This window comes from Dactylosporangium sp. CA-139066 (assembly GCF_050936175.1).
Taxonomy (GTDB): Bacteria; Actinomycetota; Actinomycetes; order Mycobacteriales; family Micromonosporaceae; genus Dactylosporangium.
On record NZ_JBNJNH010000002.1, the window covers coordinates 567,604 to 593,380 of the forward strand.

Genomic DNA, 25,777 nt, shown 5'->3' on the forward strand with positions numbered 1-25,777 from the left:
GCAGGGCTTTACGGCACGGCGCGCAGCCAGCGAACCTCGCCCGCCGGGGCCTGCGCCGGATCCGCCGCGGTCTGGACCTGCAGCCACGACTCGAAGCGCTCGTACGGCAGCGGCCGGCTGAACAGGAAGCCCTGCCCCATGCCGCAGTGCATGTCCTCCAGCAGCCCGAGGGTGAGCTCACTCTCGACGCCCTCGGCCACCACGTCGAGCTCGAAGTGCCGGGCCATGTCCACGATCGTGCGCACGATCGCCAGATCGCTCGGCGAGGTCGCCATGCCCTGCACGAACGTCCGATCGATCTTGACCTCCTGCACCGGCAGCCGGCTCAGGTCGGCGAACGACGAGCGCCCCGCGCCGAAGTCGTCGACCGACAGGCGCACCCCGAGGTCGCGCAGCCGGTCCAGCGTCGGCAGGGCCCGCCCGCCGGCCAGCAGCCCCTCGTCCTCGGAGATCTCCAGGATGAGCCGATCCGCCGGTACTCCATGCTCGTCGAGCAGCTCCGAGATCTGCAGCGGCAGGTCCGCGTCCCCCAGCGTGCGCGGCGACAGGTTGATGGCCACCGCCAGCGGCCGCCCGGCGTCGGCCCACTCCCGGGCCCGCCGGATGCCCTCGCGCAGCACCACCCCGTTGAGCCGGGCGAGCTGCCCGGTGTGCTCGGCAACGGCGACGAAGTCGGGCGGGGCGACCTGCCCGTGCACCGGGTGCTCCCAGCGGGCCAGGCACTCGACCCCGACCACCCGCCGGTCGCTGAGCGCGACCTTGGGCTGGAAGTACACCTCGATCTCGCCGCCGGCCAGCGCGGTGCGAAGATCCGCCGCCAGCCCGACGCGGCGCACCGCCCGCGACTGCAGCCCGGCGTTGAAGACCTGGACGATCCCCCGCGACTTGGCCACGTGGGTGGCGACGTGGGCCCGCTGCAGCAGCACCTCGGCGTCGTCGCCGTGCTCGGGGTAGATCGAGATGCCGACGTTGGCGTCGACGTCGACGGTCAGCGACTCGATCACCATCGGGTCGCGCAGCCCGTTGCGCAGCGTCCCGGCGACGGTGACCGCCGCCTCGACCCCCGCCGTGCGCAGCTCGATCGCGAACTCGTCGTCGCCGACCCGCGCGACCAGCGCCCCCTGCGGCGCCAGGCTGCTCAGCCGCCGGGCCACCTCGACGAGGACCTTGTCGCCGGCGGCGTGCCCGAGCGAGTCGTTGACCTGCCGCAGCGCGACGACGTCGAAGAGCAGCACGGCCACGACCTCGCGCGGCCCGCGCCCGCTCATCGCCTCGCCGAGCGCCTCGAGCATCCGCCGCCGGTTGGCCAGCCCGGTGAGCGAGTCGTGGTTGGCGTCGTACTGCAGCCGGTCCACGAGCCGGCTGTTCTCCACCGCGACGCCGGTGTGGGCGGCGAGGGTCTCGATCAGCTGCACGTCGTCGGCGCCGAACGCGGTCCGGTCGCCGAGGCGCCCGGCCACCTCCAGCGTGCCGACGGTGACACCGCCGGAGCGCAGCGGCACCACGATGATGTCCTTGACCCGGGCCTCCTGCAGCGCCGCGCGCAGCTCGTGCTCGCCCGCCTTCGGCCCGGCGAACACGGTGCGCCCGGTGCGCATCGCCAGCTCACGGAAGAGGTCGGGGGTCGGCGCGCTGTCCAGCAGCCCCTGGTAGTCGAACCGGGCCGAGAGCAGGAGCTCGTCGTGGCGCTTCTGCGCCGGCAGCCACAGGGAGGCCGAGTCGGCGACCAGCAGCGCGCGGACCCGGCCGAGCAGCACGTCGGGCAGCGTGCCGTCGTGGTTGGTGCTCGCGATGTCGCGGGTCAGCGCATACATCTCGGTGAGCGTCCGGTGCTGGCGCAGGAACCGCGCATAGGCCCGGCTGGCCACCCCGAGCACCGCGGCGAGCATGACGAGCAGCAGGATCGACCAGGGTCCGGCATGCAGCGTCAGCAGCATGACCAGGCCGAGGATGATGTTCACGCCCATCACGGCGTGCCCGGGCAGCCCCATGCGCAGGAACTGCGGCAGCTGCGCCGCACCGTGCATCAGGGCCATGACCCCGGCCAGCGCGGCCAGGCCGACGAAGTTGCTGGCGGCGATCGCCAGTCCGAGCACGAGCCACGTGCGCGGCTCGGTCGCCGCGCCGAGCCCGGCCAGGAAGATCACGAGGTTTGCCGCCGCGATCGAGGCCATCTGGCTGGACGCGTTGAATGCGGCTTTGTGCGGCCCGAGCCGGACCTTGAAAATGGCCCAGACCAGACCGGCCAGGACCCGGATCGTGATGGTCAGCAGCGGCGACAGGTAGAACAGCGACAGCAGCACCGGGACGTCGTTCATCCAGATGCTCACGCCCTGCCGCCGGTTGTCGAGGCGCAGCTCCATCAGCGACGCGAGCACGGCGAACAGCAGCAGCAGCGGCGCGTATCCGATGTTGTCCAGGATCGGCCGCGCGTGCCCGGACAGCACCACGGGCAACGTCAGCAGGACGCCGACCGCGAACAGGGGGCCGGTGATCAGCCAAGCGGTCTTGTCGGCGCGGCCGATCGGCGCCTTCGGTGCGGGCACGTACTCCCCAATCGCACGAAGCCGTGAGCCCTACCGAGTCGCTGCCCCGCGTGGACCGACCAGGATCTAGCTCAGGACCAGCCCCAGTCTTCGGTTACATAGTCAGGCGGCAGGGTCGTCGTCGGCTGCGCTGTCGGCGTAGCGGACACGGTCGGGCTCGCCACCGGCGATCCTGGCGCCGGAGCCAAGCCGCCCCTGATCACTTGCGTCGTGACCTGATCGGTGGCAGCGACCGGGTCCCCCGCGGCGACATCGGCGCGCGCTGCCGCTAAGGACAGGCCCAGCGCGAAGACGCCCGCGCCTATGGTCACCACCATTCTGAACAGCCACCGGCCGTGCGTCGTCGCGCGCATCTTTCACTCCCATGCGGTCGTCGTGACACTTGGCTCGGTTTGGTTACCCACGATCGTGCCATAGCCCACGTGGCAACCAACAGAGCGCAGCCCAAGACGACTCGGTCGCACGGAAGAATCGACCTTTCGGCCGATTTCACTGTCAGCAAACCGCCTACATCAGCTCACTCGCCGGAGTTTCCGGGCAACGTTTCGGCGCTGCCGTGAGTCGATCCGGCGGGGCACTTCTCGCCAGTCGGCCCCACCGACGATCACCGACGACTCGATCCACTCGACCGCGTCGTGCTCGGAACCGAACGCCCGGGTCCGCACCCGGCCGTCCGGGCCGCCGCGGCGCAGCTCGACCTGCCACCGGCCGTCGGCCGCGTTGCGCACGTAGACGTCGCGGCGCGTGAGCCGCGACCAGGAGCCGTTCCACCACCGTCGCTCATTCATGGGTACATCTTAGAACGGGTGTACGACAATTTTCCGCGGTTCGGCCTCAGCCACCCGGGCGGGCGCGGTGCTAACGTCCGAACTGTGGAGCTTCCGGGCAAGGGTCTGGCCAAGGGCCTCGCCGTCACGCTGGGCACGATGACGCGGCGGGCGCACACCCAGCAGTACCCGGACGTGGAGCCCGACCTGCCGCCCCGCTCGCGCGGCGTCATCGCCCTGATGCAGGAGAACTGCACCGTGTGCATGCTGTGCGCGCGGGAGTGCCCGGACTGGTGCATCTACATCGACTCCCACAAGGAGGAGGTGCTGGTCCCGGGGGCCGCCCGGCCGCGCCAGCGCAACGTCCTGGACCGGTTCGCGATCGACTTCTCGCTCTGTATGTACTGCGGCATCTGCATCGAGGTCTGCCCGTTCGACGCGCTGCACTGGTCGCCGGAGTTCGAGTACGCCGAGCACGACATCCGCGACCTGCTGCATGAGAAGGAACGGCTCGAGGAGTGGGTCGGCACCGTGCCGGCCCCGCCCGCCCATGATCCCCATGGCGAACCGGCCAAGGAGGAGACCGCCGCGTCGAAGCGGGCCGCGAAGGACGCCGGCTGACCTTCGCGGCAGTGGTCGATTCCTGTCGTACCCGGGTGGCAGGATGTCGCCCATGAGAGTGGCGCAGCGATGACCGTTTCCGACGTGCTGACAGCGGCGCTCGGCGCGGTGGCGCTGGGGGCCGGCCTCCTGGTCGTGACCACCCGGCACGTCGTGCGGGCCGGGCTGTGGCTCGTCGTCGCGCTCGGCGCGATCGCCGGCCTCTATCTCGTGCTCACCGCGGAGCTGGTCGCCTGGGTCCAGGTGCTCGTCTATGTCGGCGCCGTCGTGGTCCTGCTGCTCTTCGCGGTGATGCTGACCCGGGCGCCGATCGGCGCCAGCGACGATCTGGACCGCACCCGCTGGCCGGGCGCCCTGATCGGCGCCGGCGCGGGCGCCGGGCTGTCCGCGCTGCTCATCGACGCGTTCCGGTGGACGCGGGTCGCGACGCCGGAGCCCGGCACCGCCGAGCGGCTCGGCGAGGCGCTGTTCCGCACCTGGGTGCTGCCCTTCGAGCTGGTCTCGGTGCTGCTGCTGGCGGCCCTGGTCGGCGCGATCGTGGTCTCCCGGCCCGACATCGGCGCGCTGGTGGCGCCACGGAGGCGAGGCTGATGCATCCGGCGCTTCCGTTCACGATCGCGGCCCTGCTGTTCGGCATCGGGGTCTACGGCGTGCTGGTCCGGCGCAACGCCGTGCTGCTGCTCATGGCCGTCGAGCTGATGCTCAACGCGGTCAACCTGGTCTTCGTGACCGCCGACGCGGCGATCCGGGCCGCCGTGCCCCGGGCCGGGCAGTCGTTCGCCCTGTTCATCATCGTGCTGGCCGCGGCCGAGATCGGGGTCGGGCTGGCGCTGATCCTGCAGCTGTACCGGCTGCGGCGCACGGTCGGCGTGGACGATCTGCCGCTTGGCGACGGCGCGGACGGGGCCGACGCGGACGAGAGCGCGGGGGTGGCCGGATGAGCGTCGATCCGCTCGGGCTCGCGCTGCCCGCCGTGCCCGTGGTGGCGGGGGTGGCGGGGCTGCTCCTGCGGTACCGGATGAGGGGCCTGGCGGCCCTGCTCGGGGTCGGCGGGGCGGCCGTGGCGCTGCTGTGCGCGGCGGCCGTCGCCCTGCGCGGGGTGCGCGGCGCCGACGCCGGGGTCACGCTCGTGCAGTTCGGGCGGCTGCCGGTGACGTTCGGCACGTGGCTCGACGGGCCGGCCGGGCTGGTCGCCGTGGCGGTCGGCGTGGTCGCGCTCTGCGTGCAGATCTATTCGGTGGCCTACCTGCACGACGACGAGCGCTACGCGCCGTATGCCGCGCAGGTGAGCCTCTTCACCGGCGCGATGCTGCTGGTCGTCGTGTCCGGGGATCTCATCGCCCTGCTGGTCGGGTGGGAGGTCATGGGCATCTGCTCATACCTGCTGATCGGCCACGACCGGCGGCTGCCCGAGGCGCCGCGCGCGGCGGTGAAGGCGTTCCTGGTCACGCGCGTCGGCGACGTCGGCTTCCTGCTCGGCATCGTGCTGCTCGGCCTGCACGCGCACACGTTCCGCATCGCCGACGTGTTCGCGGCGGCCGCCTCGGGCGCGATCTCCCCCGGCGTCGTGACGGCCGCGTGCGTGCTGCTGCTGGCCGGGGTGGCCGGCAAGAGCGCCCAGTTCCCGCTGCACACCTGGCTTCCCGACGCGATGGCCGGCCCGACGCCGATCTCCGCCCTGATCCACGCCGCCACGATGGTCGCCGCCGGCGTCTACGTGGTGGCGCGGCTGTATCCGCTGTTCGAGCGCTCGACCGCGGCGCTGGTCGTGCTCGCGCTGATGGCCTCGGTGACCATGCTGCTCGGCGCCCTGAGCGCGCTCGGCCAGGACGACATCAAGCGCGTGCTGGCCTGGTCGACGGTGAGCCAGCTCGGATACATGACCGGCGCCCTCGCCGTCGGCGCCCCGTCGGCGGCACTGTTCCACCTGCTCACGCACGCCGCGTTCAAGGCGCTGCTGTTCCTGGCGGCCGGCTCGGTCATCCACGCCACCGGCACCAACCTCATGTCCGCGATGGGCGGCCTCCGCGAGCGCATGCCGGTGACCTTCTGGACGATGACGATCGGCCTGGGCGCCCTGGCCGGCGTGCCGCCGCTGGCCGGCTTCTGGAGCAAGGACGCCATCCTGGAGGCCGCCGCGGGCTCCGGCCCGGTGCCCCGCGGCGTCGCGTTCACCGTGCTGTGCTCGGCGGCCCTGACCGTGGCGATCACGGCCGGCTACGTCGTGCGGCTGTGGCGCCGGACCTTCTTCGGCGCCCCGCGCAGCGAGGCGGCCCGCCACGGCCACGAGCCGCCGTGGGCGATGCGCGGGCCGCTGGTCGCCCTCGCCGTGCCGGCCGCGCTGCTCGGCCTGGCCGGGCTGGCGCCCGCCTTCGGCGCCCGGCTCGGGGCCGCCGAGCGCCTCGCCCACCTGGGCTGGACCACGCCGGCCGCGCTGGTCCTGCTGCTCGCCGGCGCCGCGCTGGCCTGGCGCCGCGACCCGGCGGCGGCGCCGCCGGACACCGCGCTCGCCCGGCTGCTCGCCAACGCCTTCTACCTGGACGCGGTGCAGGACGCGCTCGTCACTCGCCCGGTCACCGCCCTGGCCCGCCTGGCCCGCCGCGGCGACGAGGCGGTCGTGGACGGCGCGGTCGAGGGCCTGGGCGCGGGCGCCGGCGGCCTGGGCGGCCTGCTGTCGCGGGCCCACGCCGCTTCGCTGCCACGCGCCGCCACGGCCGTGCTGAGCGGCGCGGTGGTGCTGGCGGCGGCGATCGCGATCGTGGTGGGGATGTCGTCATGAACGACGCCTTGACCTCGCCGCCCACCGCCGCCCTCACGGCGCGCGTTCGCCTCGCAGCGCGCGTCCAGTCCGCGCACGGCGTCGTGAACGAGGCCGCGACCACGCCGCCCGCCGCCGCCCTCGGGGCGCGCGTTCGCCTCGCGGCGCGCCTTCGGTCCGGGCATGTCGTCGCGCACGAGGCCATGACCACGCCGGCCGCCGCCCTCGCGACGCGCTCTCGGTCCCCGGTTGTCGGTGCGCCGCGGCGCGGCCAGACGGCACGGGCCTACGCCGGACGAACCACGAGGGTTGCGGGGCCGTCGAGAGGCCGGACACGGGCGGCTTGCGGGGAGACGGCGCGACCAGCCGTCGGCACGACGCCGAGACGCAGGCCGGCGCACGCCACCGTCGTGGCGCGCACCGCCGGGGTCGCACACGCCACCGTCGCGGCGCACACCGCCCGGGTCGCACACACCGCCGGGGTCGCGCACGCCGTCGCGCACGCAGCCGCTGGGGTGGCGCGGCGGAAGTGGCGCTCGCTTCTGGTGGCTCGGGTGCGGGGCGCGGCGGTGCGGCGCGGGTGGGGCATTTCGGAAATTTGCGGCTTGTCGGGGTTGGGGGTGGAGCGGTGACCTCCGGACAGGCGCTGCTGCTGGCGACGCTGCTGTTGCCGGCGATCGGGGCGCTGCTGGCCGCCGCGATGCCGGCGCGGCTGGATCGCGCCGGGCGCGTCGGCGGGACCGTGTTCGCCGCGGCGACGGCCGGCGTGGTCGTCGCGCTCGGGCTGACGCGTACGGCGCCGGCCGGGCAGAACCGCATCGAGCCGTTCGCCGAGATCGACGAGCCGTGGGCGCCGGCGCTGAGCCTGCGGTTCCACATCGGCGTTGACGGGATCTCATATCCGCTGGTCGCGCTCACCGCCCTGCTGACCGTGCTGTGCTGCGCCTACTGCCTGTGGCGGGTGCCGGAGCCGGGGCGCGGGCGGCTGCTCGTGGCGTTGCTGCTCGTGCTGCAGGCCGGGATCACCGGGGTGTTCCTGTCCCTTGACCTGGTGCTGTTCTTCGTGTTCTTCGAGGTCGTGCTCCTGCCGATGTACGCGGTGATCGCCGTGTGGGGCGGGGCGGACCGGCGGCGGGCGGCGCGCAAGTTCGTGCTGTACACGCTGTTCGGGTCGCTGTTGCTGCTCGTCGGGGTGTTCGTGGTGGTGTCCTCGTCGGGCACCGGCGATCTCGTCGCGCTGAGCGATCCGGCGGTGCGGCCGATGTCGGCGGGCATGCAGCTGCTGGCGTTCGTGCTGCTGGCGCTCGCGTTCGCGGTCAAGAGTCCGCTGTGGCCGCTGCACACGTGGCTGCCGGCCGCGCACACCGAGGCGCCGACCGTGGGGTCGGTGATTCTGGCCGGTGTACTGCTGAAAATGGGCACATATGGCCTCCTCCGGGTCGCGGTGGGCGTGGCGCCGGACGGGGCGGCCCGCAGCGCGCCCGTGGTCGGGGTGCTGGCCACGGCCGCGATTCTGGCCGGCGGGCTGATCTGCCTGGCGCAGACGGAGCTGAAGCGGCTGATCGCGTACTCCTCGGTGGGGCACATGGGATTCGTCCTGCTCGGCGTGGCGACGCTCACGGCGACCGGGATGCAGGCCGCGCTGATCGGCAACATCGCGCACGGCCTGGTCACGGGGCTGCTGTTCTTCGTGGCCGGCGGGATCAAGGACCGCGCGCACACCGGCGAACTGGTTCGGCTCGGCGGGCTGCGGGAGACGGCGCCGGCGCTGAGCGGGGTGCTCGCGTTCGCGGCGATCGCCTCGCTGGGGCTGCCGGGGCTGGCCGGCTTCTGGGGCGAGGCGTTCGCGGTGGTGGCCTCGTTCGAGCGGGGCGGGCCGCTGTGGATCACGCTCGGCGCGCTGGCCGCGGTCGGCGCGGCTCTCGCCGCCGCCTACTTCCTGCGGCTGCTGCGGCGCGTCACGCACGGGCCCGCGACCCCGGCGGTCGCGGGGCTGGGCGCACACGCCCGGCTGGGGCCCGGGGAGTTGGTCGCCTGGTCGCCGCTGATCGCGCTGACGCTGGTCGTCGGCGTCGCGCCGGCCCTGGCGCTGAACTGGTCGAACACCGCGATCGAGGCGCTGGCGGGGGTGTTCGGGCGATGAGGATCGATCAAGTTGCGCTGATTCCGGCGTACGTGGCGGCGGGGACGGCCGTGCTCGCGCTCATCGTGGATCTCATCGCGCCGGGGCGGCGGGGGCCGGTCGTGGTCGCCACCGCGCTGGGGATGGCCGGGACCGCGGGGGCGGCGATCTGGGTCGGCGTCGCCGGCGGGCACCGGGCCTCCTTCTGCCTCGGGCCGGATCAGTGTTCGCTGGTGCTCGACCCGGCGGCGGCGATCGTGGCCGGGGTCTTCGCCGGGCTGGCGCTCGGGGCGCTCGCGCTCTCGGTGCCGCTGCTGCGGACCGGGGAGGTGCCGGTCGGCGAGTACTGCTTCCTGCTCGCCAGCTCGCTCACCGGGGCCGTGGTGCTGGGCGGCGCGCGGGACCTGATCACGCTGATCGTGGCGCTCGAGACGCTGACGCTTCCGCTCTACCTGCTGGTCGGGCTGCGGCGGGGGTCGCGCGAGGGCGGCTCGGCGGCGGTCACGTTCTTCGTGGTGAGCGTGGTGTCGACGGCCGTGGCGCTGCTCGGGGCGGCGCTGGTGTACACCGCGACCGGGGGCGTGCACTTCGCGGACATCGCCGGCGGTGCGACGGTGCCGGGCGCGCAGCGGCTGCTCAAGGTCGGCGTGGTGCTGCTGCTGACCGGGCTCGCGTTCAAGGTCGCGGCGGTGCCGGCGCATGCCTGGGCGCCCGCGACGTACGACGGGGCGCCGCTGCCGGTCGCCGCCTACCTGTCGACCGCCTCCAAGCTGGGGGGCGTGGTCGCGCTGCTGCTGGTCGGGGTGTCGGTGGCCCGGCCGGTGCTGTCGACGTCGGGGTGGACGCTCGCGGTGCTCGCGGCGCTGAGCATGACCGTGGGCAACCTCGTCGCGCTGCGGCAGCGGCGGATGGTGCGGCTGCTGGCGTGGTCTTCGGTGGCGCAGGCCGGCTACCTGCTGGCGCCGCTGGGCGCGCTGATCGCGGCGGGCGACCAGGCGCCGCTGCTGGTGGCGGCCACCGTCGGGTACGCCTTCTTCTACGTCGTGCTCGAGTTCTGCGCCTTCGGGGCGCTGGTCGGGATGCGCGGGGCGCGCGACGGCGGGGCGATCGACGACTACCGCGGGATGGCGCGGCGCTCGCCCTGGTTCGCGGGCGTGCTCGTGCTGGCGCTAGCCGGGCTCGCGGGGCTGCCGCCGGGGCTCGCGGGGCTGTTCGCCAAGGTGGCGGTGGTCCGGGCGCTGCTGGGCGGGGACGCCACGTGGCTGGCGATCGTCGTGGCGGTCAACGCCGTCATCGGGCTCGCGTATTACGTGCGGGCGGGCGCCGTGCTCTTCGCCCCCGCCGCGCCGAGCACCGCCCCGTCATCGGACCTGACCCGAACGGCCAGCGAAGCAGGCGGCACGGAGACGGTAGGCGTGACCACGGTCGGTCCCACCGGATCCGGGCGCATGGAGGAAGCCGGTGCGGGCGGGGCCGGCGGCACGGAGACGGGTGGCGCCACCGGGATCGTTGGAGCGGAGACGAGCGGCGCGGGCGAAGGCACGGAGGGGGACATTTCGGGCGAACGCACAGCGTGGCCGGTTGTCGCTTCAGTGGCGGTTGCGGCCGTTGTCGCCGTGATTGTCGGGTTCGGGCCCGAGCTGGTCATGCGGGCCGCGGCGACATTCAGCTAGCTCACAGCTAGCACCGGGAAGGTACACCGGGAGTTGCGCTGTTATTGATGGCATGCAGCACAGGCATTTCAACGGTTTGAAGACGGCAGCCCTGCTCGGGCTGCTGACCTCTCTGATTCTGCTTGTCGGCTACTGGCTCGGCGGTAGCACCGGTCTGGTCATCGCCGTGTTCCTGTCGCTGGGGATGAACGCGTTCTCCTACTTCTACTCCGACAAGATCGCCCTGCGCGCCATGAACGCGCAGCCGGTGACCGAGGCGCAGGCGCCGCAGCTGTACGCGATGGTGCGGGAGCTGGCCACGTCCGCCGGGAAGCCGATGCCGCGGTTGTACATCAGCCCGACCCGGCAGCCCAATGCGTTCGCCACCGGGCGCAATCCGCAGAACGCGGCCGTGGCGGTCACCGCGGGCATCCTCGACATGCTCACGCCTCGAGAGCTTCGCGGGGTCATCGGGCACGAGCTGTCGCACGTGTACAACCGGGACATCTTGATCTCGAGCGTCGCCGGGGCGCTCGGCGGCATGATCACGATGCTGGCCAACCTGGCGATCTTCCTGCCGCTCGGGTCGAACGACGACGAGGAGGGGCCGGGCATCGCGGGGCTCCTGCTCATGATGATCCTGGGGCCGCTCGCGGCGACTGTGATCCAGCTGGCGATCAGCCGGAGCCGGGAGTACGAGGCGGACGAGTCCGGCGCGAAGCTGACCGGGGATCCGCTGGCGCTGGCGAGTGCGCTGCGCAAGATCCACCGGGGCACCCAGGCGCTGCCGCTGCCGGCCGACGGGCAGCTGGCCAGCCAGGCGCACCTGATGATCGACAACCCGCTGAAGGGCGGCGGCATCGCGTCGCTGTTCTCGACCCACCCGCCGATGGAGCAGCGGGTCGCGCGGCTCGAGCAGATGGCCAACGTCACCAGCTACCGGTAAAAACGTAAGGACCGGAAGCCCGGGGCCCGCCGTACAATCGGCGGGCCCTTGGCATGCGAGGGTACAGGTCAGGAGCGAAACGAGGTCTGCCATGCGGCAGTACATGTCCGTGTGGCGGCTTCCGGGCGCGCCCGTGCTGTTGGTCGTGGGCGTGTTCGCGCGCCTCGGGATCGGCATGGTCTCGCTGGCGCTGCTCCTGCTGCTGCAGCAGACCCACGGGCGGTACACCCAGGCCGCGCTCGCCTGCTCGGTCTACGCCATCGCCAGCGCCGCGGCCAGCCCGATCGTGGGGCGGCTGGCCGATCGCATCGGTCCGGCGCCGGTGCTGGTGGCGACGGGTTTGGCGTACCCCGGCTGCCTGGTCTTTCTGATCTTCGCGGGGCGGCAGGATCTGCCGCTGCCGATCGTGCTCGGCGCGGCCGTGCTGGCCGGCGTGACGTTTCCGCCCCTGACGGCGGCGGTGCGGGGCACCTGGAACGCGCTGACCGTGGACTCGCCCGAGGTCCGCGGGACGGCGCTGGCCGCCGAGACGTCGCTGTTCGAGCTCGTGTTCGTGGTCGGGCCGATGCTCGTGGCGCTGTGCGTCGCACTGTGGCAGCCCGCCGTGGCGCTCGCGGCGGCGGCCGGGATCACGCTGGTGGGCACGCTCGTGGTGGCCCGCGGGCAGGCGATGCGGTCCTGGCGGCGGCCCGAGGGCCACGCGCCGGCGCGGGGGCTGGGGCCACTGCGGGTGCCGGGCTTCGTCGCGCTGCTGGTGACGGCGTTCGGGCTCGGGTTCGCGTTCGGCGGGACGGGGGTGGCCGTGCCCGCGTACGCCACCGAGTACGTCACCGACGACCCGCAGAGCGCCGGCGGCATCCTGCTGGGCGTCTGGGGCATCGGCAGCGCGATCAGCGGGGTGTGGTTCGGCAGCCGGCCGCGCGCCCGGGTCCGGCTGCGGTGGCTCCTCGCCGGCGTCGCCGCCAGCCTGGCGATCCTCGCCGCCATGCCCAATGCGCTCGCGCTCGGCGCGGCCCTGGTGATCGGCGGGGCGACCATCGCGCCGGCGTTGACGGTCCAGAACTCGATGGTGGGCGCGATCGTGCCGCGGTCGATGCTGAACGAGGCGTACACCTGGCTGGCCACCGTCTCGATCGCGGCCAGTGCCGCCGGGGTGGCCGTGACCGGCCTCGTCGTCGATCGACCCGGCGGCGCCGTGTGGGCGTTTCTGCTGGCCGGCGCCTCGGTGGCGGCCGGTGCGCTGGTCGCGCCGGCGCCGTTCACCCACACGGGCGACCGCGAGCCGGCCGCCGTGTAGGGTCGGCCCCCATGGCACAGACGGTCCACGCCGTGCTCACCGATCCCGATGAGGCCGGCGAGCTCGACATCGAGATCCGCCACGCGGACAGCTTCCTGCGCGTGCGCGCCGAGGAGCCGCCGTCCCGCCTGCGCGACCCATCCGATCGAGAGGGGTCGAACGAAAGGTCGTGATCTTGATAGGCTCGGCGGCCATGGGAGCCATCAGGCCTTGGGAAGTCCTTGTCGGCTGTTGCCTGTGCACGACGGTCATCGTCGCCGCCGTCGTGTTGACGGTGGTGATGGTCCGCCGCAACAAGCGGCCCAACTGAGCGCGACACCGTGCGACTCCCGACGACGGCGCCGGATCGCGGCGATCCGGCGCCCCGTCGGGACGGCCCTACCTGTAATTCGTGAACTGCAGGGCGATGCCGAAGTCCTCCTGCTTGAGCAGCGTGATGACCGCCTGCAGGTCGTCCTTCTTCTTGCCGGTCACCCGCAGCTGGTCACCCTGAATCTGCGCCTGGACGCCCTTGGGACCTTCGTCGCGGATCTTCTTGGAGATGGCCTTGGCCTTGTCCGACTCGATGCCCTGAATGATCTTGGCGTCGATCTTGTAGGTCTTGCCCGACGCGCGGGGCTCGCCGGCGTCGAGGGACTTGAGCGAGATGTTCCGCTTGACCAGCTTCTCCTTGAAGACCTCCAGCGCGGCGACCACGCGCTCCTCGGTCTCCGCCTGGAGGGCGACCGTCTCCTCCCCGGCCCACTTGATCTCAGCCCCGGTGCCGCGGAAGTCGAACCGCTGCGCCAGCTCCTTCTCGGCCTGGTTGAGCGCGTTGTCGACCTCCTGCCGGTCGACCTTGCTGACGATGTCGAACGAGGGTGCCGAAGCCATGGCAGACGCTCCCTGTTACTGCGTGCGTTAGTCGGTTGTGGGCGTGCCGAGGGTACCCGTTTGCATTGCCCCCGGGGGCTACCGCTATTCTGGCTTGCGCCAGGCGGGTTGCCCGAGCGGCCAATGGGAGCGGACTGTAAATCCGTCGCGAAAGCTACAGAGGTTCGAATCCTCTACCCGCCACCGGCAGTGAGAAAGGCCCTCGACCAGGGGAAACTCTGGACGGGGGCCTTCTTCGTGCGTCCAGCGCCGTCCGGATGCGATCGCCGGGATGAAACGGCAGTCAAAGGCGCGCCCGGTTGCGTCACCGATCGCGGTCGGCGGGAAACGGTGTGTGCCCGGGGTCGACCAATCGATGTACTCTCATGGCTGCGCCGGGGACCGGCACGCACGGGGGAGGGATCGAACCATGCCTGGAGCGGACAAGAAGGTGCGGGCCAGCCTGGACGCCATCATCGCGTATGCGGGGTGGCTGGAAGGGTCTTCCGCGGTCATGAGCAAGTGCGCGGACCTCGTCGGGGAGTGGTGCATTCCCGACGCGGAAGCGTTCGGGGTCGACCTGCCGCTGGTCAAGGACGGCGCCGAGCGGATGCACTCCGCCGCCGTGGCCGCCGTCATGGGGCGCAAGGAGGAGCTCGCCGACGTCGCGGGGCTGCTGCACGGCATGTCGATCAACCTGGCGCAGGTCGCGGCCAACTATGCCAACACCGAGATGCAGGTCGTGGCCAACTTCGGCGGCGTCAACGACACGCACGACGACGTCCGGGGCGCCCTGCCGAAGGCGTACGACTACGAAGTGCAGCCGCACCGATGAGGCACACGCTCGACGACGACCGGCCGGTCTCGCCGTTCCACGTGCCGTCGGCGGCCCGCGCCGACAAGCTCGCCGGCGCGCTGACCGACCGGGTCTGGGAAGCGTTCTACACCGCCGACCGGGTGGTCTGGCTGGCCCGGGCCAAGGGGCACAAGGTCGACCTGCCGCCGGAGCTGGACGGCCACAGCTTCGTCGACCTCATCCGGGCGATCGTCTTCACCGACCCGTATGCGATCTACAACGCGGCCGGCGGGCTGACCGCGATCTACGACACGGTCATCCGGCAGGGGCACAACCTCGCCAATCGGTACACCGACGTCGGACTGGACTGGGAAGGGCCGGCGGCCGAGCGCTTCGGCGGCTACAACGACGGCGTCATCAACTACCTGTTCAAGGACAACCATTTCAGCATCGCCCAGTTCCTGCAGGACACCGTCGACTACCTGATGGCCGCCGCGGACAGCGTCATCGACATGCGCACCCAGTTCGCCCAGAGCGTCTGCACCGTGGCCTCGTCGGGGCTCGACGCCCTCAAGGACGCCCTGGCCCAGCTCGAGGACGACGAGCGCAACCTCGTCCAGGAGATCGTCGAGGGCATCTTCACCGACGGGATCGCCACCGGGCTGCAGGTCATCACCGAGCTCGGCCAGGCCATTCTCGGCGTGCTCAAGATGGCGGTCGACGCCGTGGAGGCGGCGATCACCCTGGCCGGCATCGAGCAGAAGCAGGCGGGCGCCGCCGTGCGCCGGGAGTACCTGGGCAAGAAGCACGTGTTCGAGTCCACCGCCCCGTCGGGCGACGCGCCGGCGGACTTCGGCGACTATCAGGAATGGAAGCTCGCGTCATGACGGTCGCCGCCCGACTGGCCGGACTCGTGGCGCTTGTCGCGCTCGCCGGCGCCTTGAGTGCCTGCACCGAGTCGAGCAAGCCGCCGGTGCTGCCCAGCCTGTCGCCGACGTCGGTGGACCGGCCCGGGGACGCGGTGGTCGCCGCCGTCTGCGATCGCACGCTGGCGGCGGCCCGCAGGCTGCTCGGCGACGGCAGCGTCACGACCCCGTACGCGGTGCATCAGCCCTCGCCGGCGGTGAACGGCCTGCCGCGCATGGACTGCGAGTCGCACCTCATGCTGTGCCGCAAGACTCCGCCGGCCGCGCTCGCGCTCATGCAGGAGCTCGACGTGACGGTCGCGGACGCCGGCCCGTCGGCGACGCCGTCGTCGATACCCGCGGGCGTCACCGCCACGCAGGTCGACGGCGTGACCGTGTACGTGCACGACCTCTACGCCGGCGGGGACGACACCGACCCGTGGTTCTGGCTGGTCGTGCACAACCAGCGGGTCGACGTGCAGATCATCCTCTACAACACGCTGGCCGAGAAGGGCGACGAGCGGCCCAACCAGCCCACGCTCGACGCGTGCAACACCGCCTGGGGCAAGGCGTGGCGGCAGATGGCTCAGGCCATCATCACCGCGCTGCGATAAGCCCGACAGCGCCGCGTCCAGCGACACCCGCAGGGCCGTGGAGTCGCCCGTGGTCAGCAGCATGTTCACCCCGCCCTGCACGGCGGTCAGGATGATCAGGCCCGTCCGCGCCGGATCCGCGGATCCGGCGCGGCGGGCGCCCTCCGCGAGCCGGGCGTGCCAGGTGGTGAGCAGGTCGGTGACGATCGGGCGCACCTCGGGGTTGCTCGGCGCCAGCTGCCGGGTCAGCGCGCCGAGCGGGCAGTGTGTGCCCTGCGCCTCATAGCGGGCGATCACCACGTCGCGCCAGGCCGGCCAGGACTGCGGAGGGCCGAGGGCGCTGAGCTGAGCCGTCTGACGGCGGCCTGGGCGGCGGAGTTCGGGCCGTACGGCATCCGCGTCAACACCATCGCCCCCGGCCCGACCGACGTGGAGTGGCTCAGCGACCTGCGGCCGATGCTCGAGCGGATGGTCTCGACGGTGCCGAGCGGGCGGCTGGCAAGGGCCGAGGAGGTCGCGGCGGCCGCGGCGTTCCTGGCCTCGGACGAGGCGGCCCACATTCACGGCGCGACGCTTCCGGTCGACGGCGGACTGACCGCGGTGACCACTCACGGCGCCGCCGCCCGCACGGCGGCCTGAGCCCTGTCACGTACCGTCCGGCCACCACATCGCGCGGCGGATGTCGACCTTGTCGCCGCGCAGTGGGGTGCCCTCCGAGCGGTGGCGGCGCAACGCCTCGACCTCGTGGCCGGGGACCAGGCGGCCGTTCGAGGCGACGACCCGGTGCCAGGGCACGCCGCCGCCGTAGTGGGACATCACCGAACCCACCTGGCGCGGGCCGCCTCGACCCAGATATTCGGCGATCGCGCCGTATGACATCACGCGCCCTGGCGGGATGCGCTCCACAAGGTCGAGGACCATCTCGGCGTACTCCTCGTCGGCCACGATATGGGAACCTACCGCGCCCTTGCGTGGCGCACGCGGCAAGATAGGCGGCGTGCGCGAACAGGTCATCGAGGCTCGACGCATCGTCGTCAAGGTCGGGTCGTCATCGCTGACCACCGCGGCCGGGGGGCTCGACGGTCAGCGGGTCGACGCGCTGGTCGAGGCGCTCGCCAGCACGCCGGCGGAGGTCGTGCTCGTGTCGTCCGGCGCCATCGCCGCCGGGCTCGCGCCGCTCGGGCTGCCGCGCCGGCCGCGCGACCTCGCGACCCAGCAGGCCGCGGCGAGCGTGGGGCAGGGCCTGCTCATGCGCGCCTACAACGACGCCTTCTCCCGTCACGGCCGGATCGTCGGGCAGGTCCTGCTGACCGTCGACGACGTGACCCGCCGGGCGCACTACCGCAACGCCTACCGGACGCTGCGCCGCCTGCTCGACCTCAAGGCGATCCCGATCGTCAACGAGAACGACACCGTCGCCACCGAGGAGATCCGCTTCGGCGACAACGACCGGCTCGCCGCGCTCGTGGCCGCGCTCGTCCACGCCGACCTGCTGGTGCTGCTGTCCGACGTCGACGGGCTGTACACCGGCGACCCCTCCCGGCCGACGTCCCGCGCGATCGTCGACGTGCGCACGTTCGACGACCTCGAGGGCGTCGACATCCGGCGGCCGGGCAGGGCGGGCGTCGGCACCGGCGGCATGGTCACCAAGGTCGAGGCGGCCCGGATCGCCACCACCAGCGGCATCCCGGTCGTGCTGACCTCCGCCCCGCACGCCGCCGAGGTGCTGGCCGGCAACGAGGTCGGCACGCTGTTCCACCGCCAGCGCGAGCGGCCCCAGGCCCGGCTGTTCTGGCTGGCCCACGCCACCAGCCCGCGCGGCCGGCTGCACCTCGACGCGGGCGCCGTCCGCGCCGTCGTCGGCGGCCACGCTTCGCTGCTTCCGGCCGGCATCACGGCCGTCGACGGCCGGTTCGCGGCCGGCGACCCGGTCGACCTCGTCGACGTCGGCGGGGTGCCGGTGGCCCGCGGCCTGGTCAACTACGACGCCGCCGAGCTGCCCGTGCTCCTGGGCCGCTCGACGAGCGAGCTGGCGGCCGAGCTCGGCCCGGCGTACGAGCGCGAGGTCATCCACCGCGACGACCTCGTCCTGCTGTAGCGCCGCGCTACAGCGTCCGGCCGATGCCGCCGCGGCGCGGGTCGCCGGCCGCCCCGACCAGGCCCACCGCGCTCACGCCGCCGAAGTAGTGGTCGAACGTGTCCCACCGCTGGATCTTGTAGCCGGCCGCGGACAGAGCCTCCAGCTCGTCCTCCGGGTAGTCCCGCTCGGCGTGGACCAGGTCGCCGACCACGTGGAAGCGCGGGCGGCGGATCGCGGTCTCCGGGTCGTCGCCGTCGACCAGGACGTTGACCAGGGTGTGCAGCAGCGCGGTGCGGATCCGGGTGGCGCCGGCCGAGCCGACCGCGAGCACCAGCGGGCCGTCCTCCTCGGTGACGACCGTCGGGCACATGCAGGATGCCATCCGGTCGCCGGGCTCGGTGCCGGGGCGGATCAGCTCGCCCTCGCCGAGCATCGAGTTGAGGTGGATGCCCAGGTCCTCCAGCCACACGCCCGAACCGAGGCCGAGGGTCAGCGTGATCACGCAGGCGTTGCCGTCGGGGTCGACGATCGAGATGTTGGTGGTGTCGCCGAGGCGCTGGGTGCCGTACGAGCGCAGGGCCTCCGCCATCGCCACCGCCCGGAGCGGTCGCGATAAGTCCGCTACGTCGGGCAGGGATGCCAATGTCGCGATAAATCCGTTCAAGTCGCCGCGCGCGTGCGCCACGAAGCCACCGCCGAAGGCGGCCGAGCCGGCACCGCCGAGCGAGGCCGACAGCACCGGCGCCACCAGGACGCGGTACGCGGACAGATCCGCATACGTCAGGTTCCCGCCGCCGCCGTAGACCGTCTCGACCGTGCGGCGCGCAATGCCGCCCGTGTAGAACGAGGCCGGCCCCTCCTCCGACAGGATCGACAGCGCGGCGTCCAGGCCCGGGTGGTACAGCAGATCGCCCCCGGTCAGCAGCCGCCCCCGAGGGGCGTAGACGCACGCACCGAACCCGGGCAGCATGGCCGGGCCCAGCGTGGCCAGCGTCGTGGCGTGCGCCTGCGGCAGCAGCGTCCCGCTGTGCGCCAGCGAGATCGCCGGCGCCACCACCCGCTGCCAGGGCAGCCGCCCCCATCGCCGATGCAGCACCCCGCACCCCGCCGGCACGCCGGGCACCGCCACGCTCGAGGGCCCGATCTCGTACCGCTGCGGAACCCCGCCGAACGAGACCGCGATCGGGTCCATGGGCGCGGCGGCCCGGGTCGAGCCGAGGCCCGGCACCGCGCAGAAGAAGTCGAGGCACGTCGTGGTGGCCGTCTCGGCGTCGTAGTACGTGGCGAAGCCGCCCCCGGCGAGGCCGGTCATCACGCTCTCGGCCACGCAGGAGGCGAGCATGGCGGCCACGCCGGCGTCGGCCGCCGAACCGCCCGCCTCGAGAACCCGCAGGCCGACCTCGACGGTCGCCGGATGGCCGGCCGCGACGCCGGCCGGAATCTTGGATTCAGTGCGGTTCCATGAAGAATTCTCGCGGTAGCATCCGTGGACCATGGATCACCCGTCGGAGTCACTGCCCGGCCGCGTCCGGGTCGGCTACGCGCTCGGCTCCCTTGTCACGGGGGCCTTCGGTACCGTGCCCGGACTGCTGCTTCTGCCCTATCTGACCGACACCCTCGGCGTCACAGCCGGGATCGCCGGGCTGCTCGTGCTGGCGCCGAAGGCCTGGGATGTGCTCATCAACCCGGTTGCCGGGAGGATCTCCGATCGTACCCGTACCCGTTGGGGCGCCCGGCGACCATTTCTCCTGGGTGGGGGCGTGGCGGTGGCGATCCTGTTCGCCGCCATCTTCGCCGCCCCGGTCCGCAGCGGCGCCTACGTCGCGCTGGTCTTCCTCGCCACCGCGACCGCGTACGCGTTCTACCAGGTGCCGTACGTCGCCATGCCCGCCGAGATGACCGACGACTACGCCGAGCGGACCCGGCTCATGACCTGGCGGGTGGCGCTGCTCGCGGTGGCGATCCTGGTCTCCGGCGCCCTGGCCCCGGTGGTCACCAAGCAGTTCGGCGACGGCATCCCGGGCCACCGCGCCATGGGCGTCTTCGTCGCCGTTCTCATCCTCATCGGTACCGCGGGCAGCTTTCTCGGCACCCGCGCCGCCCCGACGGGCCGGGTCCTGGAGAGCGAGCCGAGCCTGGGCCGCCAGCTGCGCACCGCGCGCGAGAACGGCGCCTTCACCCGGCTGCTCATCTGCTTCATCGTGCAGGCCGCCGGCATCGCCACCATGCTGGCCGGGGTCAGCTACTTCGCCACCCAGATCCTGCGGGACCCGGACACCGGCGCCACGGTGCTGTTCGCCTGCTTCGTCGGGCCGGCCCTGCTGGTCATGCCGCTCTGGTCGCGGGTCGGGGCCCGCATCGGCAAGCTGCGCGCGTACGCGCTGGCCTCGCTCGTCTTCGCCGCCGGCGCCGCCCTCATCGCGCTGGCGCCGCTCCTGCCCGCGGCCGGGGTGTACGTGCTGATCAGCATCGTCGGCGTCGGCTACGCGGGGCAGCAGGTCTTCGGCCTGGCGATGCTGCCCGACTGCATCGCCGCCGACACCGCGCGGACCGGCCGCCGCCAGGCCGGGGTCTTCACCGGGCTGTGGACGGCCGGCGAGACGTTCGGCCTCGCGCTGGGCCCCGGCGTCTTCGCGCTGGTGCTCGCCGCGTTCGGGTACGTCTCCAGCGACTCGGGAACCGCCGCCGCGCAGACCGACACCGCGCGGCTCGGCGTGCTGTTGGGCTTCACGGTGGTACCGGCGGTCGTCGTCGCCCTGGCGCTGTTCGCGCTGCGCGGCTACGACCTGGACGAACGCAGGCTGACGGAGCTGGAGCAGGAGGTGGCGGCGTGAGCGGTCCGGAGCGAAGCGGAGGAGCCGCGAACCATATGTACAGCGTTGGTTCGCGCCGGCGCCGGAGCGAAGCGGAGGTGGCGGCGTGAGCGCGTTGCTGGACAAAGGGGTGCCGGCCGATGAGGTGCTGGCGCAGCTCCGGGGCATGCGCGGGCACGATCTGCCGACGCACGGCGGGCGGCTGTTCGCGTACGTCTACGACCCCGCCCTCGACGGCCTCGACGAGCTCGCGGCGGCCGCCCACGCGATGTCGGCGCACGTCAACGGCCTCGACCCGACCGCGTTCCCGTCGCTGCTGGCGATGGAGAACGACCTCGTCGGGGCGGCCGCGCGGGTCCTCGGCGGCGACGAGCGGACCGTCGGCAGCGTGACGAGCGGCGGCACCGAGTCGCTCATCCTCGCGGTCAAGGCCGCGCGCGACGGCCGGCCCGACATCGCCGCGCCGCGCCTGGTCATGCCGGTGACCGCGCACGCCGCGCTGGCCAAGGCGGCCGCCTACCTGCGGGTGGCGCTGGACACCGTGCCCGTCGACCCGATCACGCTGCGGGTCGACCCGGCGGCGGTGGCCGCGGCCATCACCCCGGACACGGTCCTCGTCGCCTGTTCCGCGCCGTCGTACGCCCACGGGCTGATCGACCCCGTCGAGCCCATCGCCGCCGCGGCGGCCGCCGCCGGCGTGCGCTGCCACGTGGACGCGTGCTTCGGCGGCTGGACGCTGCCCTACCTACGTCGCCTCGGCGAGCCCGTTGCGCCGTTCGACCTGTCGGTGCCCGGGGTCACCAGCATCTCGGTCGACCTGCATAAGTATGCGTACGCACCCAAGGGCGTCTCGGTCCTGCTGCATCGCGACGAGCGACTGAGGGCAAGTCAGTACTTCGCCTACGCAGACTGGCCGGGGTACACCATGATCAACCCGGTCATCTCCTCGACCCGCAGCGGCGGTCCCATCGCCGCGGCATGGGCGACGCTGCGCCACATCGGCGACGACGGATACCTGGCGCTGGCCGCCGCGACGCGCGACGCCACGAAGGCGCTGGCCGAGGCGGTGGCCAAGATCGAGGACTTCGCGGTCGTACCCCGGGAGTCGACCGTCGTCGCCTTCATGTCCTCGGGCGTGGACCTCTTCGTCCTCGCCGACGAGCTGGCCGCGCGGGGTTGGCACACGCAGCCCCAGTTCCGCCACGGCGACATCCCGGCCTCGGTGCACCTGACCGTGACCGCGGCCGTGGCGCCGCGGGTCGGCGAGTTCGAGGCCGACCTCGCCTCCGCGGTGGATGCCGCCCGGGCGCACGGCCCGGTGCAGCTGCCGCCTGGGATCTTCGAGCTGCTGGAGGCGGCGCCGATCGAACAGGTGGCGGGGGCGCTCGGGCTGGGCGCGGGCGGGGCGCTGCCGGAACGCATGGCACCCGTGAACGCCCTGCTGGATGCGGCGCCTCCCGCCGTACGAGAGCGGCTGCTTGTGGCTTTTCTCAGCCTCCTGCAGCGACCTTCACCGCAGCAGTGAGCACGAGCTGTACGGTTGCCGTTTTTCTCAGTCTCCGGCAGCGACCTTCACCGCGGCCGTGAGCACCAGTTGTCCGAGTGCCGCGGGCACCAGGACCAGCCAGCACAGCCGCTGCAGCTGGTCCTCGCGCAGCCGCGGGTAGCTGACGCGCACCCAGATCACGACGAACGACACCGCGAACACCTTGATCAGCGTCCACAGCCAGCCGAGCTCGCCGTCCAGGCCGAAGGGCCCCTTCCAGCCGCCCAGGAACAGCACCGTGGTGAGCGCCGAGATGACGACGATGCCGACGTACTCGGCGAGCAGGAAGAACGCGAACCGGAGCCCGGTGTACTCGGTCATGTAGCCGAAGACCAGCTCGGAGTCGGCGATCGGCATGTCGAACGGCGGCCGGCGGATCTCGGCCAGCCCCGCGGTGAAGAACACGAGCATCGCCGGCAGCTGCCACAGCAGCCACCAGGGCCGCCACGCCTCGACGATGCCGGACAGCGACAGCGTGCCCGCGGCCATCGCGACCGAGAGCGCCGAGAGGATGAACGGCAGCTCGTACCCGAGCAGCTGGGCCGCCGCCCGCAGGCCGCCGAGCAGCGCGTACTTGTTCGCCGAGGCCCACGCGGCCATGAGCACCGCGACGACGCCGATGCCGACGACGGCGAGCACGAAGAACAGCCCGATGTCGAGCGACTGCGCCACCAGCCCGTGCGGCCCGAGCGGGATGACCAGGAGCACGATGAGGTACGGCAGCAGGGAGATCACCGGCGCCAGCCGGAACACGGCCCGGTCGGCCGCCCGTGGCGTGATGTCCTCCTTCTGCACGAACTTGACCCCGTCGGCGACGAGCTGCGCCCAGCCGTGGAAGGCCCCGGCGTACATCGGCCCGAGGCGCCCCTGCATGTGCGCCATGACCTTGTGCTCGGCCTGCCCGACGATGAGCGGCAGGGTGAGGAACGCCGCGACGACCGCGAGGATGCGGATCGCCAGCTCCAGCCAGACCGGCATCAGCCGCGCCCTCCCGGCCACTCGTCGGGACTGGGAACCCCCGGCGGCCGCATCGGCCCCCGCTTGCTGACGGTGTGCTCGCTCTCGCCGGGTTCCTTGGCGCCGGGCCAGGGCTTGGCCACCCGCGAGGCCAGCACGAACTCTTTGCGCAGCGGGTGCCCCTCGAACTGCTCGGGCAGCAGCAGCGGTCGCATGTCCTCATGATCGATGAACGCGATCCCGAACATCTCGTGCGTCTCGCGCTCATGCCACTTCGCACCCGGAAATATCCGGATAATGGTGGCTATCTCGGGCGTTTCGCGCGGCAGCTGCGTTCTCAGCAGAACCCCGTGCTTCTGCTCGCTGGACCAGAGGTGCGCCACGATGCTGAACCCGCCCGGCAGCTCGTCGACGGCGCTGAGCCAGTCGAAGAAGTCGCACCCGAGCACGGTTTTCGCTTTTTCGACCGCCTCGACCCAGGCCTCGACCGGCACGTCGACGGTGGCCCGGGCGAACTTCCCGCCCCCGCTCTCCGAGGCCTCGCCCTGCTGGAGGGCCTCGACCAGCCGCGCCCCGACCTCGGCCGGCGTCACGGCTGCGCCCTGACCGGCGGCGCGGTGAGCGCCCGCACGTCGGGCCGCGGCGTCCCGCCCAGCCCCGCCTGCTCCCCCGCGATCTTCTCCTGCAGCCGCATGATCCCGTGCAGCAGCGCCTCGGGCCGCGGCGGGCACCCCGGGACGTACACGTCCACGGGGATGATCTGGTCGACGCCCTTCGTCACGGAGTAGGAGTCCCAGTAGGGCCCCCCGCAGTTGCTGCAGGCCCCGAAACTGATGACGTACTTCGGTTCGGGCATCTGGTCGTAGAGCCGCTTGACCGCGGGCGCCATCTTGTCGGTGACGGTCCCGGAGACGACCATGAGATCGGCCTGCCGCGGCCCGTGAGCGAACGGAATCACGCCGAGCCGCATGAAGTCGTGCCGCCCCATGGACGTGGCGATGAACTCGATCGCGCAGCACGCCAGCCCGAAGTTGAACACCCACAGCGAGTAGCGCCGCCCCCAGTTGAGCACGAACTTGATGGGCTCACCAAGCACTCCCGACATGGCGACAGCGTACGTCAACTCCGGACAACGGCGGAGATCTTGCCCACGTGCATGCCGCCGCCGACCACCGCGACAACCGCCAGGTAGGCGTGCAGCCACCACAGCTCCCGCCTTCGGCGGAACCCCTCGTCGATGACCCCGCCGCGCTCCCGATACTCGGCGAACACAACGTCAGGCACAGGCGCGAACTCTTTCGGCAGGTACCCGGAGTCAACCGCATCGCGCAGCCGCGGCCGCACGTGGCGCTCCCCGCAGAAACTCGGCCCACGTGCCCGCGGGCGCGTTGTCCTGCGGAAGCGGCCCGAAGTACCCGTCGAACTCAAGCCCGAACTCGTTCGAGCGCACCCGATGCAGCCCCGCAAGCGCCGCGCCGATACTCCGCCAGTGCCGCTCGCCCCGCTCCTCCGGCCGCACCTCTTGTATGGCTTCGGTGAGCAGCAGCGCCCCTTCGTCGGTCTCGACGACCCCAACCACAACGGGCGTCGCCATCTTGCCCCGGTCTCGGATCACCAACGCAGGTCGCGGGGTGGGCGGGTCACAGCGTCGCCGTGCTGCTCCGGGTAATACGCGAAGTGCATCGTCGGACGGGATGCGACGGCCAGAAGTCGGATAGAGAGTGATGACCGACGACTGATAGCGCAGGGCCGGGACGCCGCTAGACGCCCAGACCCTGTACGGCACCTAGCCCTCTGACGTGCCGAGCCGAGATGCAGGGTCAATCCGTAGCGGATCGCCTATGCCGAGGGAGCGTAGGAGCGCTCCGAGCAAGTCGTCGACAACGCCAATCAGGTCGCCGCCGAGTTCGGTCGTCGTGGCTACTCGGAGCGCTGAGTAGAAATCTTCGTCATAGACCGCCAAGCCGTCACGCATCGCCAGGTACTCGAAGGGTCGTCTGGCGTCGGCGCCGGCCGGTGGGGTGGCTCGGGCTCCCGTAAGGCCGTCCATGCCGAGCGCGATCCCGATGGCGCCGCGACGCCCGGCATGCTCGGCGATTTCGGCGGCCAGCACAATCGCGTGCAGCACCGTCGAAATCGCCTCAGAAAGGTCGAGAACGGGCGCTTCTGGCGACCTGGAGGTGAAGCTCAGGTTCTCAACCAACTCGCCAACGCCCACTCGTAGTGCGCCTGATTCGAGCACGTCGATGAATCGTCGGCACTGTTGGCGGCGGTCGTAGTGCCACCACCGGACGCCGCCGGCGATGCGCTCGCCGTTTCGGGAGTCGCTAACCCGACGCAAGCTGCCGCTCTGCTCGATGCCGTCGCGGTCGACACTCCCGAACTGAAGGCGTACTTCGGCTGCCTGTGCTACGCCGGCCTACGCCCCGAAGAAGCACTCCACCTGACCGGGTCGGAGTTCGAGCGCCCCGCAACGCCGGACGGCTGGGGCTGGCTGCACCTGTCGGGCGCAACGGCGCAGCCTGG

At 72.3% G+C, this 25,777-nt stretch carries 28 protein-coding genes and 1 tRNA gene; 17 read left to right on the top strand and 12 right to left on the bottom strand.

Translation table 11 applies throughout. The features are described 5' to 3' along the window. Positions 1-8: 8 nt before the first annotated feature. The 3 genes from ACQEVU_RS47315 to ACQEVU_RS47325 all read right to left on the bottom strand — a co-directional run bounded on the left by ACQEVU_RS47315 (position 9) and on the right by ACQEVU_RS47325 (position 3,334). A complete protein-coding gene (locus ACQEVU_RS47315; protein WP_433336420.1) occupies positions 9-2,546 on the bottom strand; it encodes a putative bifunctional diguanylate cyclase/phosphodiesterase in 2,538 nt (845 codons plus the stop codon). A 71-nt stretch (positions 2,547-2,617) separates the two neighbouring features. Next, on the bottom strand, positions 2,618-2,899 hold the full coding sequence (locus ACQEVU_RS47320) for a hypothetical protein (RefSeq protein ID WP_433336422.1): 282 nt from the start codon (positions 2,897-2,899) through the stop codon (positions 2,618-2,620). 159 nt (positions 2,900-3,058) lie between these two features. Further along, positions 3,059-3,334, bottom strand: a complete 276-nt coding sequence (locus tag ACQEVU_RS47325) for a hypothetical protein (RefSeq protein ID WP_433336424.1) — start codon at positions 3,332-3,334, stop codon at positions 3,059-3,061. Between the two features lie 84 nt (positions 3,335-3,418). Between ACQEVU_RS47325 and ACQEVU_RS47330 the strand changes: the two genes are divergently transcribed. The 9 genes from ACQEVU_RS47330 (at position 3,419) to ACQEVU_RS47370 (ending at position 12,882) form a co-directional block, all read left to right on the top strand. Continuing rightward, complete coding sequence (locus ACQEVU_RS47330; protein WP_433336426.1) at positions 3,419-3,934, top strand: NuoI/complex I 23 kDa subunit family protein; 516 nt, start codon at positions 3,419-3,421, stop codon at positions 3,932-3,934. A gap of 69 nt (positions 3,935-4,003) precedes the next feature. Then, positions 4,004-4,525, top strand: coding sequence for an NADH-quinone oxidoreductase subunit J family protein (locus ACQEVU_RS47335; RefSeq protein WP_433336428.1), 522 nt, complete (start codon positions 4,004-4,006; stop codon positions 4,523-4,525). Further along, a complete protein-coding gene (gene nuoK, locus ACQEVU_RS47340; RefSeq protein ID WP_433336430.1) occupies positions 4,525-4,875 on the top strand; it encodes an NADH-quinone oxidoreductase subunit NuoK in 351 nt (116 codons plus the stop codon). Before ACQEVU_RS47335 ends, nuoK begins: the two co-directional genes overlap by 1 nt. Continuing rightward, entirely contained in the window at positions 4,872-6,713 is a 1,842-nt protein-coding gene (locus ACQEVU_RS47345; protein ID WP_433336432.1) for an NADH-quinone oxidoreductase subunit 5 family protein, read from the top strand. Before nuoK ends, ACQEVU_RS47345 begins: the two co-directional genes overlap by 4 nt. A gap of 607 nt (positions 6,714-7,320) precedes the next feature. Further along, entirely contained in the window at positions 7,321-8,835 is a 1,515-nt protein-coding gene (locus tag ACQEVU_RS47350) for a complex I subunit 4 family protein (RefSeq protein WP_433336434.1), read from the top strand. Continuing rightward, positions 8,832-10,487 (top strand): NADH-quinone oxidoreductase subunit N, encoded by a 1,656-nt coding sequence (locus tag ACQEVU_RS47355; RefSeq protein WP_433336436.1) that lies wholly within the window; start codon positions 8,832-8,834, stop codon positions 10,485-10,487. Before ACQEVU_RS47350 ends, ACQEVU_RS47355 begins: the two co-directional genes overlap by 4 nt. A 52-nt stretch (positions 10,488-10,539) precedes the next feature. Continuing rightward, positions 10,540-11,412, top strand: a complete 873-nt coding sequence (gene htpX / locus ACQEVU_RS47360) for a zinc metalloprotease HtpX (protein ID WP_433336438.1) — start codon at positions 10,540-10,542, stop codon at positions 11,410-11,412. A gap of 91 nt (positions 11,413-11,503) precedes the next feature. After that, positions 11,504-12,709 (top strand): MFS transporter, encoded by a 1,206-nt coding sequence (locus ACQEVU_RS47365; protein WP_433336441.1) that lies wholly within the window; start codon positions 11,504-11,506, stop codon positions 12,707-12,709. A gap of 11 nt (positions 12,710-12,720) precedes the next feature. Further along, a complete protein-coding gene (locus ACQEVU_RS47370; RefSeq protein ID WP_433336443.1) occupies positions 12,721-12,882 on the top strand; it encodes a hypothetical protein in 162 nt (53 codons plus the stop codon). Between the two features lie 205 nt (positions 12,883-13,087). On the opposite strand, the gene ACQEVU_RS47375 is transcribed toward ACQEVU_RS47370, so the two are convergent. Then, positions 13,088-13,582: a YajQ family cyclic di-GMP-binding protein gene (locus ACQEVU_RS47375; protein ID WP_345126478.1), complete on the bottom strand. Its 495-nt coding sequence runs from the start codon at positions 13,580-13,582 to the stop codon at positions 13,088-13,090. 102 nt (positions 13,583-13,684) lie between these two features. Between ACQEVU_RS47375 and ACQEVU_RS47380 the strand changes: the two genes are divergently transcribed. From ACQEVU_RS47380 to ACQEVU_RS47400, 5 genes are all read left to right on the top strand, one after another. Further along, positions 13,685-13,765, top strand: a tRNA-Tyr gene (locus ACQEVU_RS47380). Between the two features lie 226 nt (positions 13,766-13,991). After that, the gene (locus ACQEVU_RS47385; RefSeq protein WP_433336445.1) at positions 13,992-14,396 is read left to right on the top strand and encodes a hypothetical protein; all 405 of its coding nucleotides are present in this window, start codon (positions 13,992-13,994) and stop codon (positions 14,394-14,396) included. Beyond that, entirely contained in the window at positions 14,393-15,244 is an 852-nt protein-coding gene (locus tag ACQEVU_RS47390) for a hypothetical protein (protein ID WP_433336447.1), read from the top strand. Before ACQEVU_RS47385 ends, ACQEVU_RS47390 begins: the two co-directional genes overlap by 4 nt. Further along, a complete protein-coding gene (locus tag ACQEVU_RS47395; RefSeq protein WP_433336449.1) occupies positions 15,241-15,876 on the top strand; it encodes a hypothetical protein in 636 nt (211 codons plus the stop codon). The genes ACQEVU_RS47390 and ACQEVU_RS47395 overlap by 4 nt, the downstream gene beginning before the upstream one ends. Before the next feature lie 156 nt (positions 15,877-16,032). Further along, the gene (locus ACQEVU_RS47400) at positions 16,033-16,494 is read left to right on the top strand and encodes an SDR family oxidoreductase (RefSeq protein WP_433336451.1); all 462 of its coding nucleotides are present in this window, start codon (positions 16,033-16,035) and stop codon (positions 16,492-16,494) included. 6 nt (positions 16,495-16,500) lie between these two features. Here the strand turns inward: ACQEVU_RS47400 and ACQEVU_RS47405 are convergent, their stop codons facing one another. After that, positions 16,501-16,800, bottom strand: coding sequence for an MGMT family protein (locus ACQEVU_RS47405; protein WP_433336453.1), 300 nt, complete (start codon positions 16,798-16,800; stop codon positions 16,501-16,503). Positions 16,801-16,843: 43 nt separating this feature from the next. Between ACQEVU_RS47405 and proB the strand changes: the two genes are divergently transcribed. Beyond that, a complete protein-coding gene (proB, locus tag ACQEVU_RS47410) occupies positions 16,844-17,953 on the top strand; it encodes a glutamate 5-kinase (protein ID WP_433339699.1) in 1,110 nt (369 codons plus the stop codon). A 7-nt stretch (positions 17,954-17,960) separates the two neighbouring features. Here the strand turns inward: proB and ACQEVU_RS47415 are convergent, their stop codons facing one another. Then, positions 17,961-19,430 (bottom strand): gamma-glutamyltransferase, encoded by a 1,470-nt coding sequence (locus ACQEVU_RS47415; RefSeq protein WP_433336455.1) that lies wholly within the window; start codon positions 19,428-19,430, stop codon positions 17,961-17,963. Here ACQEVU_RS47415 and ACQEVU_RS47420 point away from each other — a divergent pair. Both ACQEVU_RS47420 and ACQEVU_RS47425 read left to right on the top strand, forming a co-directional pair. Continuing rightward, positions 19,429-20,769 (top strand): MFS transporter, encoded by a 1,341-nt coding sequence (locus ACQEVU_RS47420; RefSeq protein WP_433336457.1) that lies wholly within the window; start codon positions 19,429-19,431, stop codon positions 20,767-20,769. The genes ACQEVU_RS47415 and ACQEVU_RS47420 overlap by 2 nt on opposite strands. A gap of 85 nt (positions 20,770-20,854) precedes the next feature. Further along, positions 20,855-22,273: a pyridoxal phosphate-dependent decarboxylase family protein gene (locus ACQEVU_RS47425; protein ID WP_433336459.1), complete on the top strand. Its 1,419-nt coding sequence runs from the start codon at positions 20,855-20,857 to the stop codon at positions 22,271-22,273. Positions 22,274-22,300: 27 nt separating this feature from the next. On the opposite strand, the gene nuoH is transcribed toward ACQEVU_RS47425, so the two are convergent. The 6 genes from nuoH to ACQEVU_RS47455 form a co-directional block, all read right to left on the bottom strand. After that, positions 22,301-23,272, bottom strand: coding sequence for an NADH-quinone oxidoreductase subunit NuoH (gene nuoH, locus ACQEVU_RS47430; protein WP_433336461.1), 972 nt, complete (start codon positions 23,270-23,272; stop codon positions 22,301-22,303). Beyond that, positions 23,272-23,844: an NADH-quinone oxidoreductase subunit C gene (locus tag ACQEVU_RS47435; protein ID WP_433336463.1), complete on the bottom strand. Its 573-nt coding sequence runs from the start codon at positions 23,842-23,844 to the stop codon at positions 23,272-23,274. The genes nuoH and ACQEVU_RS47435 overlap by 1 nt, the downstream gene beginning before the upstream one ends. Continuing rightward, positions 23,841-24,356 (bottom strand): NADH-quinone oxidoreductase subunit B, encoded by a 516-nt coding sequence (locus ACQEVU_RS47440; protein WP_433336465.1) that lies wholly within the window; start codon positions 24,354-24,356, stop codon positions 23,841-23,843. Before ACQEVU_RS47440 ends, ACQEVU_RS47435 begins: the two co-directional genes overlap by 4 nt. A gap of 14 nt (positions 24,357-24,370) precedes the next feature. After that, the gene (locus ACQEVU_RS47445; protein WP_433336467.1) at positions 24,371-24,535 is read right to left on the bottom strand and encodes a hypothetical protein; all 165 of its coding nucleotides are present in this window, start codon (positions 24,533-24,535) and stop codon (positions 24,371-24,373) included. A gap of 31 nt (positions 24,536-24,566) precedes the next feature. Further along, entirely contained in the window at positions 24,567-24,845 is a 279-nt protein-coding gene (locus tag ACQEVU_RS47450; protein ID WP_433336469.1) for a fructosamine kinase family protein, read from the bottom strand. 192 nt (positions 24,846-25,037) lie between these two features. Next, positions 25,038-25,493, bottom strand: coding sequence for a hypothetical protein (locus tag ACQEVU_RS47455; protein ID WP_433336471.1), 456 nt, complete (start codon positions 25,491-25,493; stop codon positions 25,038-25,040). Positions 25,494-25,777: the final 284 nt, after the last annotated feature.

What these genes read in the sequence shown, in the direction of transcription:
- ACQEVU_RS47320 (WP_433336422.1), bottom strand. Translation starts at nt 2,899, where the DNA reads ATGCGCGCGACGACGCACGGCCGGTGGCTGTTCAGAATGGTGGTGACC.
- ACQEVU_RS47325 (WP_433336424.1), bottom strand. Translation starts at nt 3,334, where the DNA reads ATGAATGAGCGACGGTGGTGGAACGGCTCCTGGTCGCGGCTCACGCGC.
- ACQEVU_RS47335 (WP_433336428.1), top strand. Translation starts at nt 4,004, where the DNA reads ATGACCGTTTCCGACGTGCTGACAGCGGCGCTCGGCGCGGTGGCGCTG.
- nuoK (WP_433336430.1), top strand. Translation starts at nt 4,525, where the DNA reads ATGCATCCGGCGCTTCCGTTCACGATCGCGGCCCTGCTGTTCGGCATC.
- ACQEVU_RS47345 (WP_433336432.1), top strand. Translation starts at nt 4,872, where the DNA reads ATGAGCGTCGATCCGCTCGGGCTCGCGCTGCCCGCCGTGCCCGTGGTG.
- ACQEVU_RS47355 (WP_433336436.1), top strand. Translation starts at nt 8,832, where the DNA reads ATGAGGATCGATCAAGTTGCGCTGATTCCGGCGTACGTGGCGGCGGGG.
- htpX (WP_433336438.1), top strand. Translation starts at nt 10,540, where the DNA reads ATGCAGCACAGGCATTTCAACGGTTTGAAGACGGCAGCCCTGCTCGGG.
- ACQEVU_RS47365 (WP_433336441.1), top strand. Translation starts at nt 11,504, where the DNA reads ATGCGGCAGTACATGTCCGTGTGGCGGCTTCCGGGCGCGCCCGTGCTG.
- ACQEVU_RS47370 (WP_433336443.1), top strand. Translation starts at nt 12,721, where the DNA reads ATGGCACAGACGGTCCACGCCGTGCTCACCGATCCCGATGAGGCCGGC.
- ACQEVU_RS47375 (WP_345126478.1), bottom strand. Translation starts at nt 13,582, where the DNA reads ATGGCTTCGGCACCCTCGTTCGACATCGTCAGCAAGGTCGACCGGCAG.
- ACQEVU_RS47385 (WP_433336445.1), top strand. Translation starts at nt 13,992, where the DNA reads ATGCCTGGAGCGGACAAGAAGGTGCGGGCCAGCCTGGACGCCATCATC.
- ACQEVU_RS47390 (WP_433336447.1), top strand. Translation starts at nt 14,393, where the DNA reads ATGAGGCACACGCTCGACGACGACCGGCCGGTCTCGCCGTTCCACGTG.
- ACQEVU_RS47395 (WP_433336449.1), top strand. Translation starts at nt 15,241, where the DNA reads ATGACGGTCGCCGCCCGACTGGCCGGACTCGTGGCGCTTGTCGCGCTC.
- ACQEVU_RS47420 (WP_433336457.1), top strand. Translation starts at nt 19,429, where the DNA reads ATGGATCACCCGTCGGAGTCACTGCCCGGCCGCGTCCGGGTCGGCTAC.
- ACQEVU_RS47415 (WP_433336455.1), bottom strand. Translation starts at nt 19,430, where the DNA reads ATGGTCCACGGATGCTACCGCGAGAATTCTTCATGGAACCGCACTGAA.
- nuoH (WP_433336461.1), bottom strand. Translation starts at nt 23,272, where the DNA reads ATGCCGGTCTGGCTGGAGCTGGCGATCCGCATCCTCGCGGTCGTCGCG.
- ACQEVU_RS47440 (WP_433336465.1), bottom strand. Translation starts at nt 24,356, where the DNA reads ATGTCGGGAGTGCTTGGTGAGCCCATCAAGTTCGTGCTCAACTGGGGG.
- ACQEVU_RS47450 (WP_433336469.1), bottom strand. Translation starts at nt 24,845, where the DNA reads ATGGCGACGCCCGTTGTGGTTGGGGTCGTCGAGACCGACGAAGGGGCG.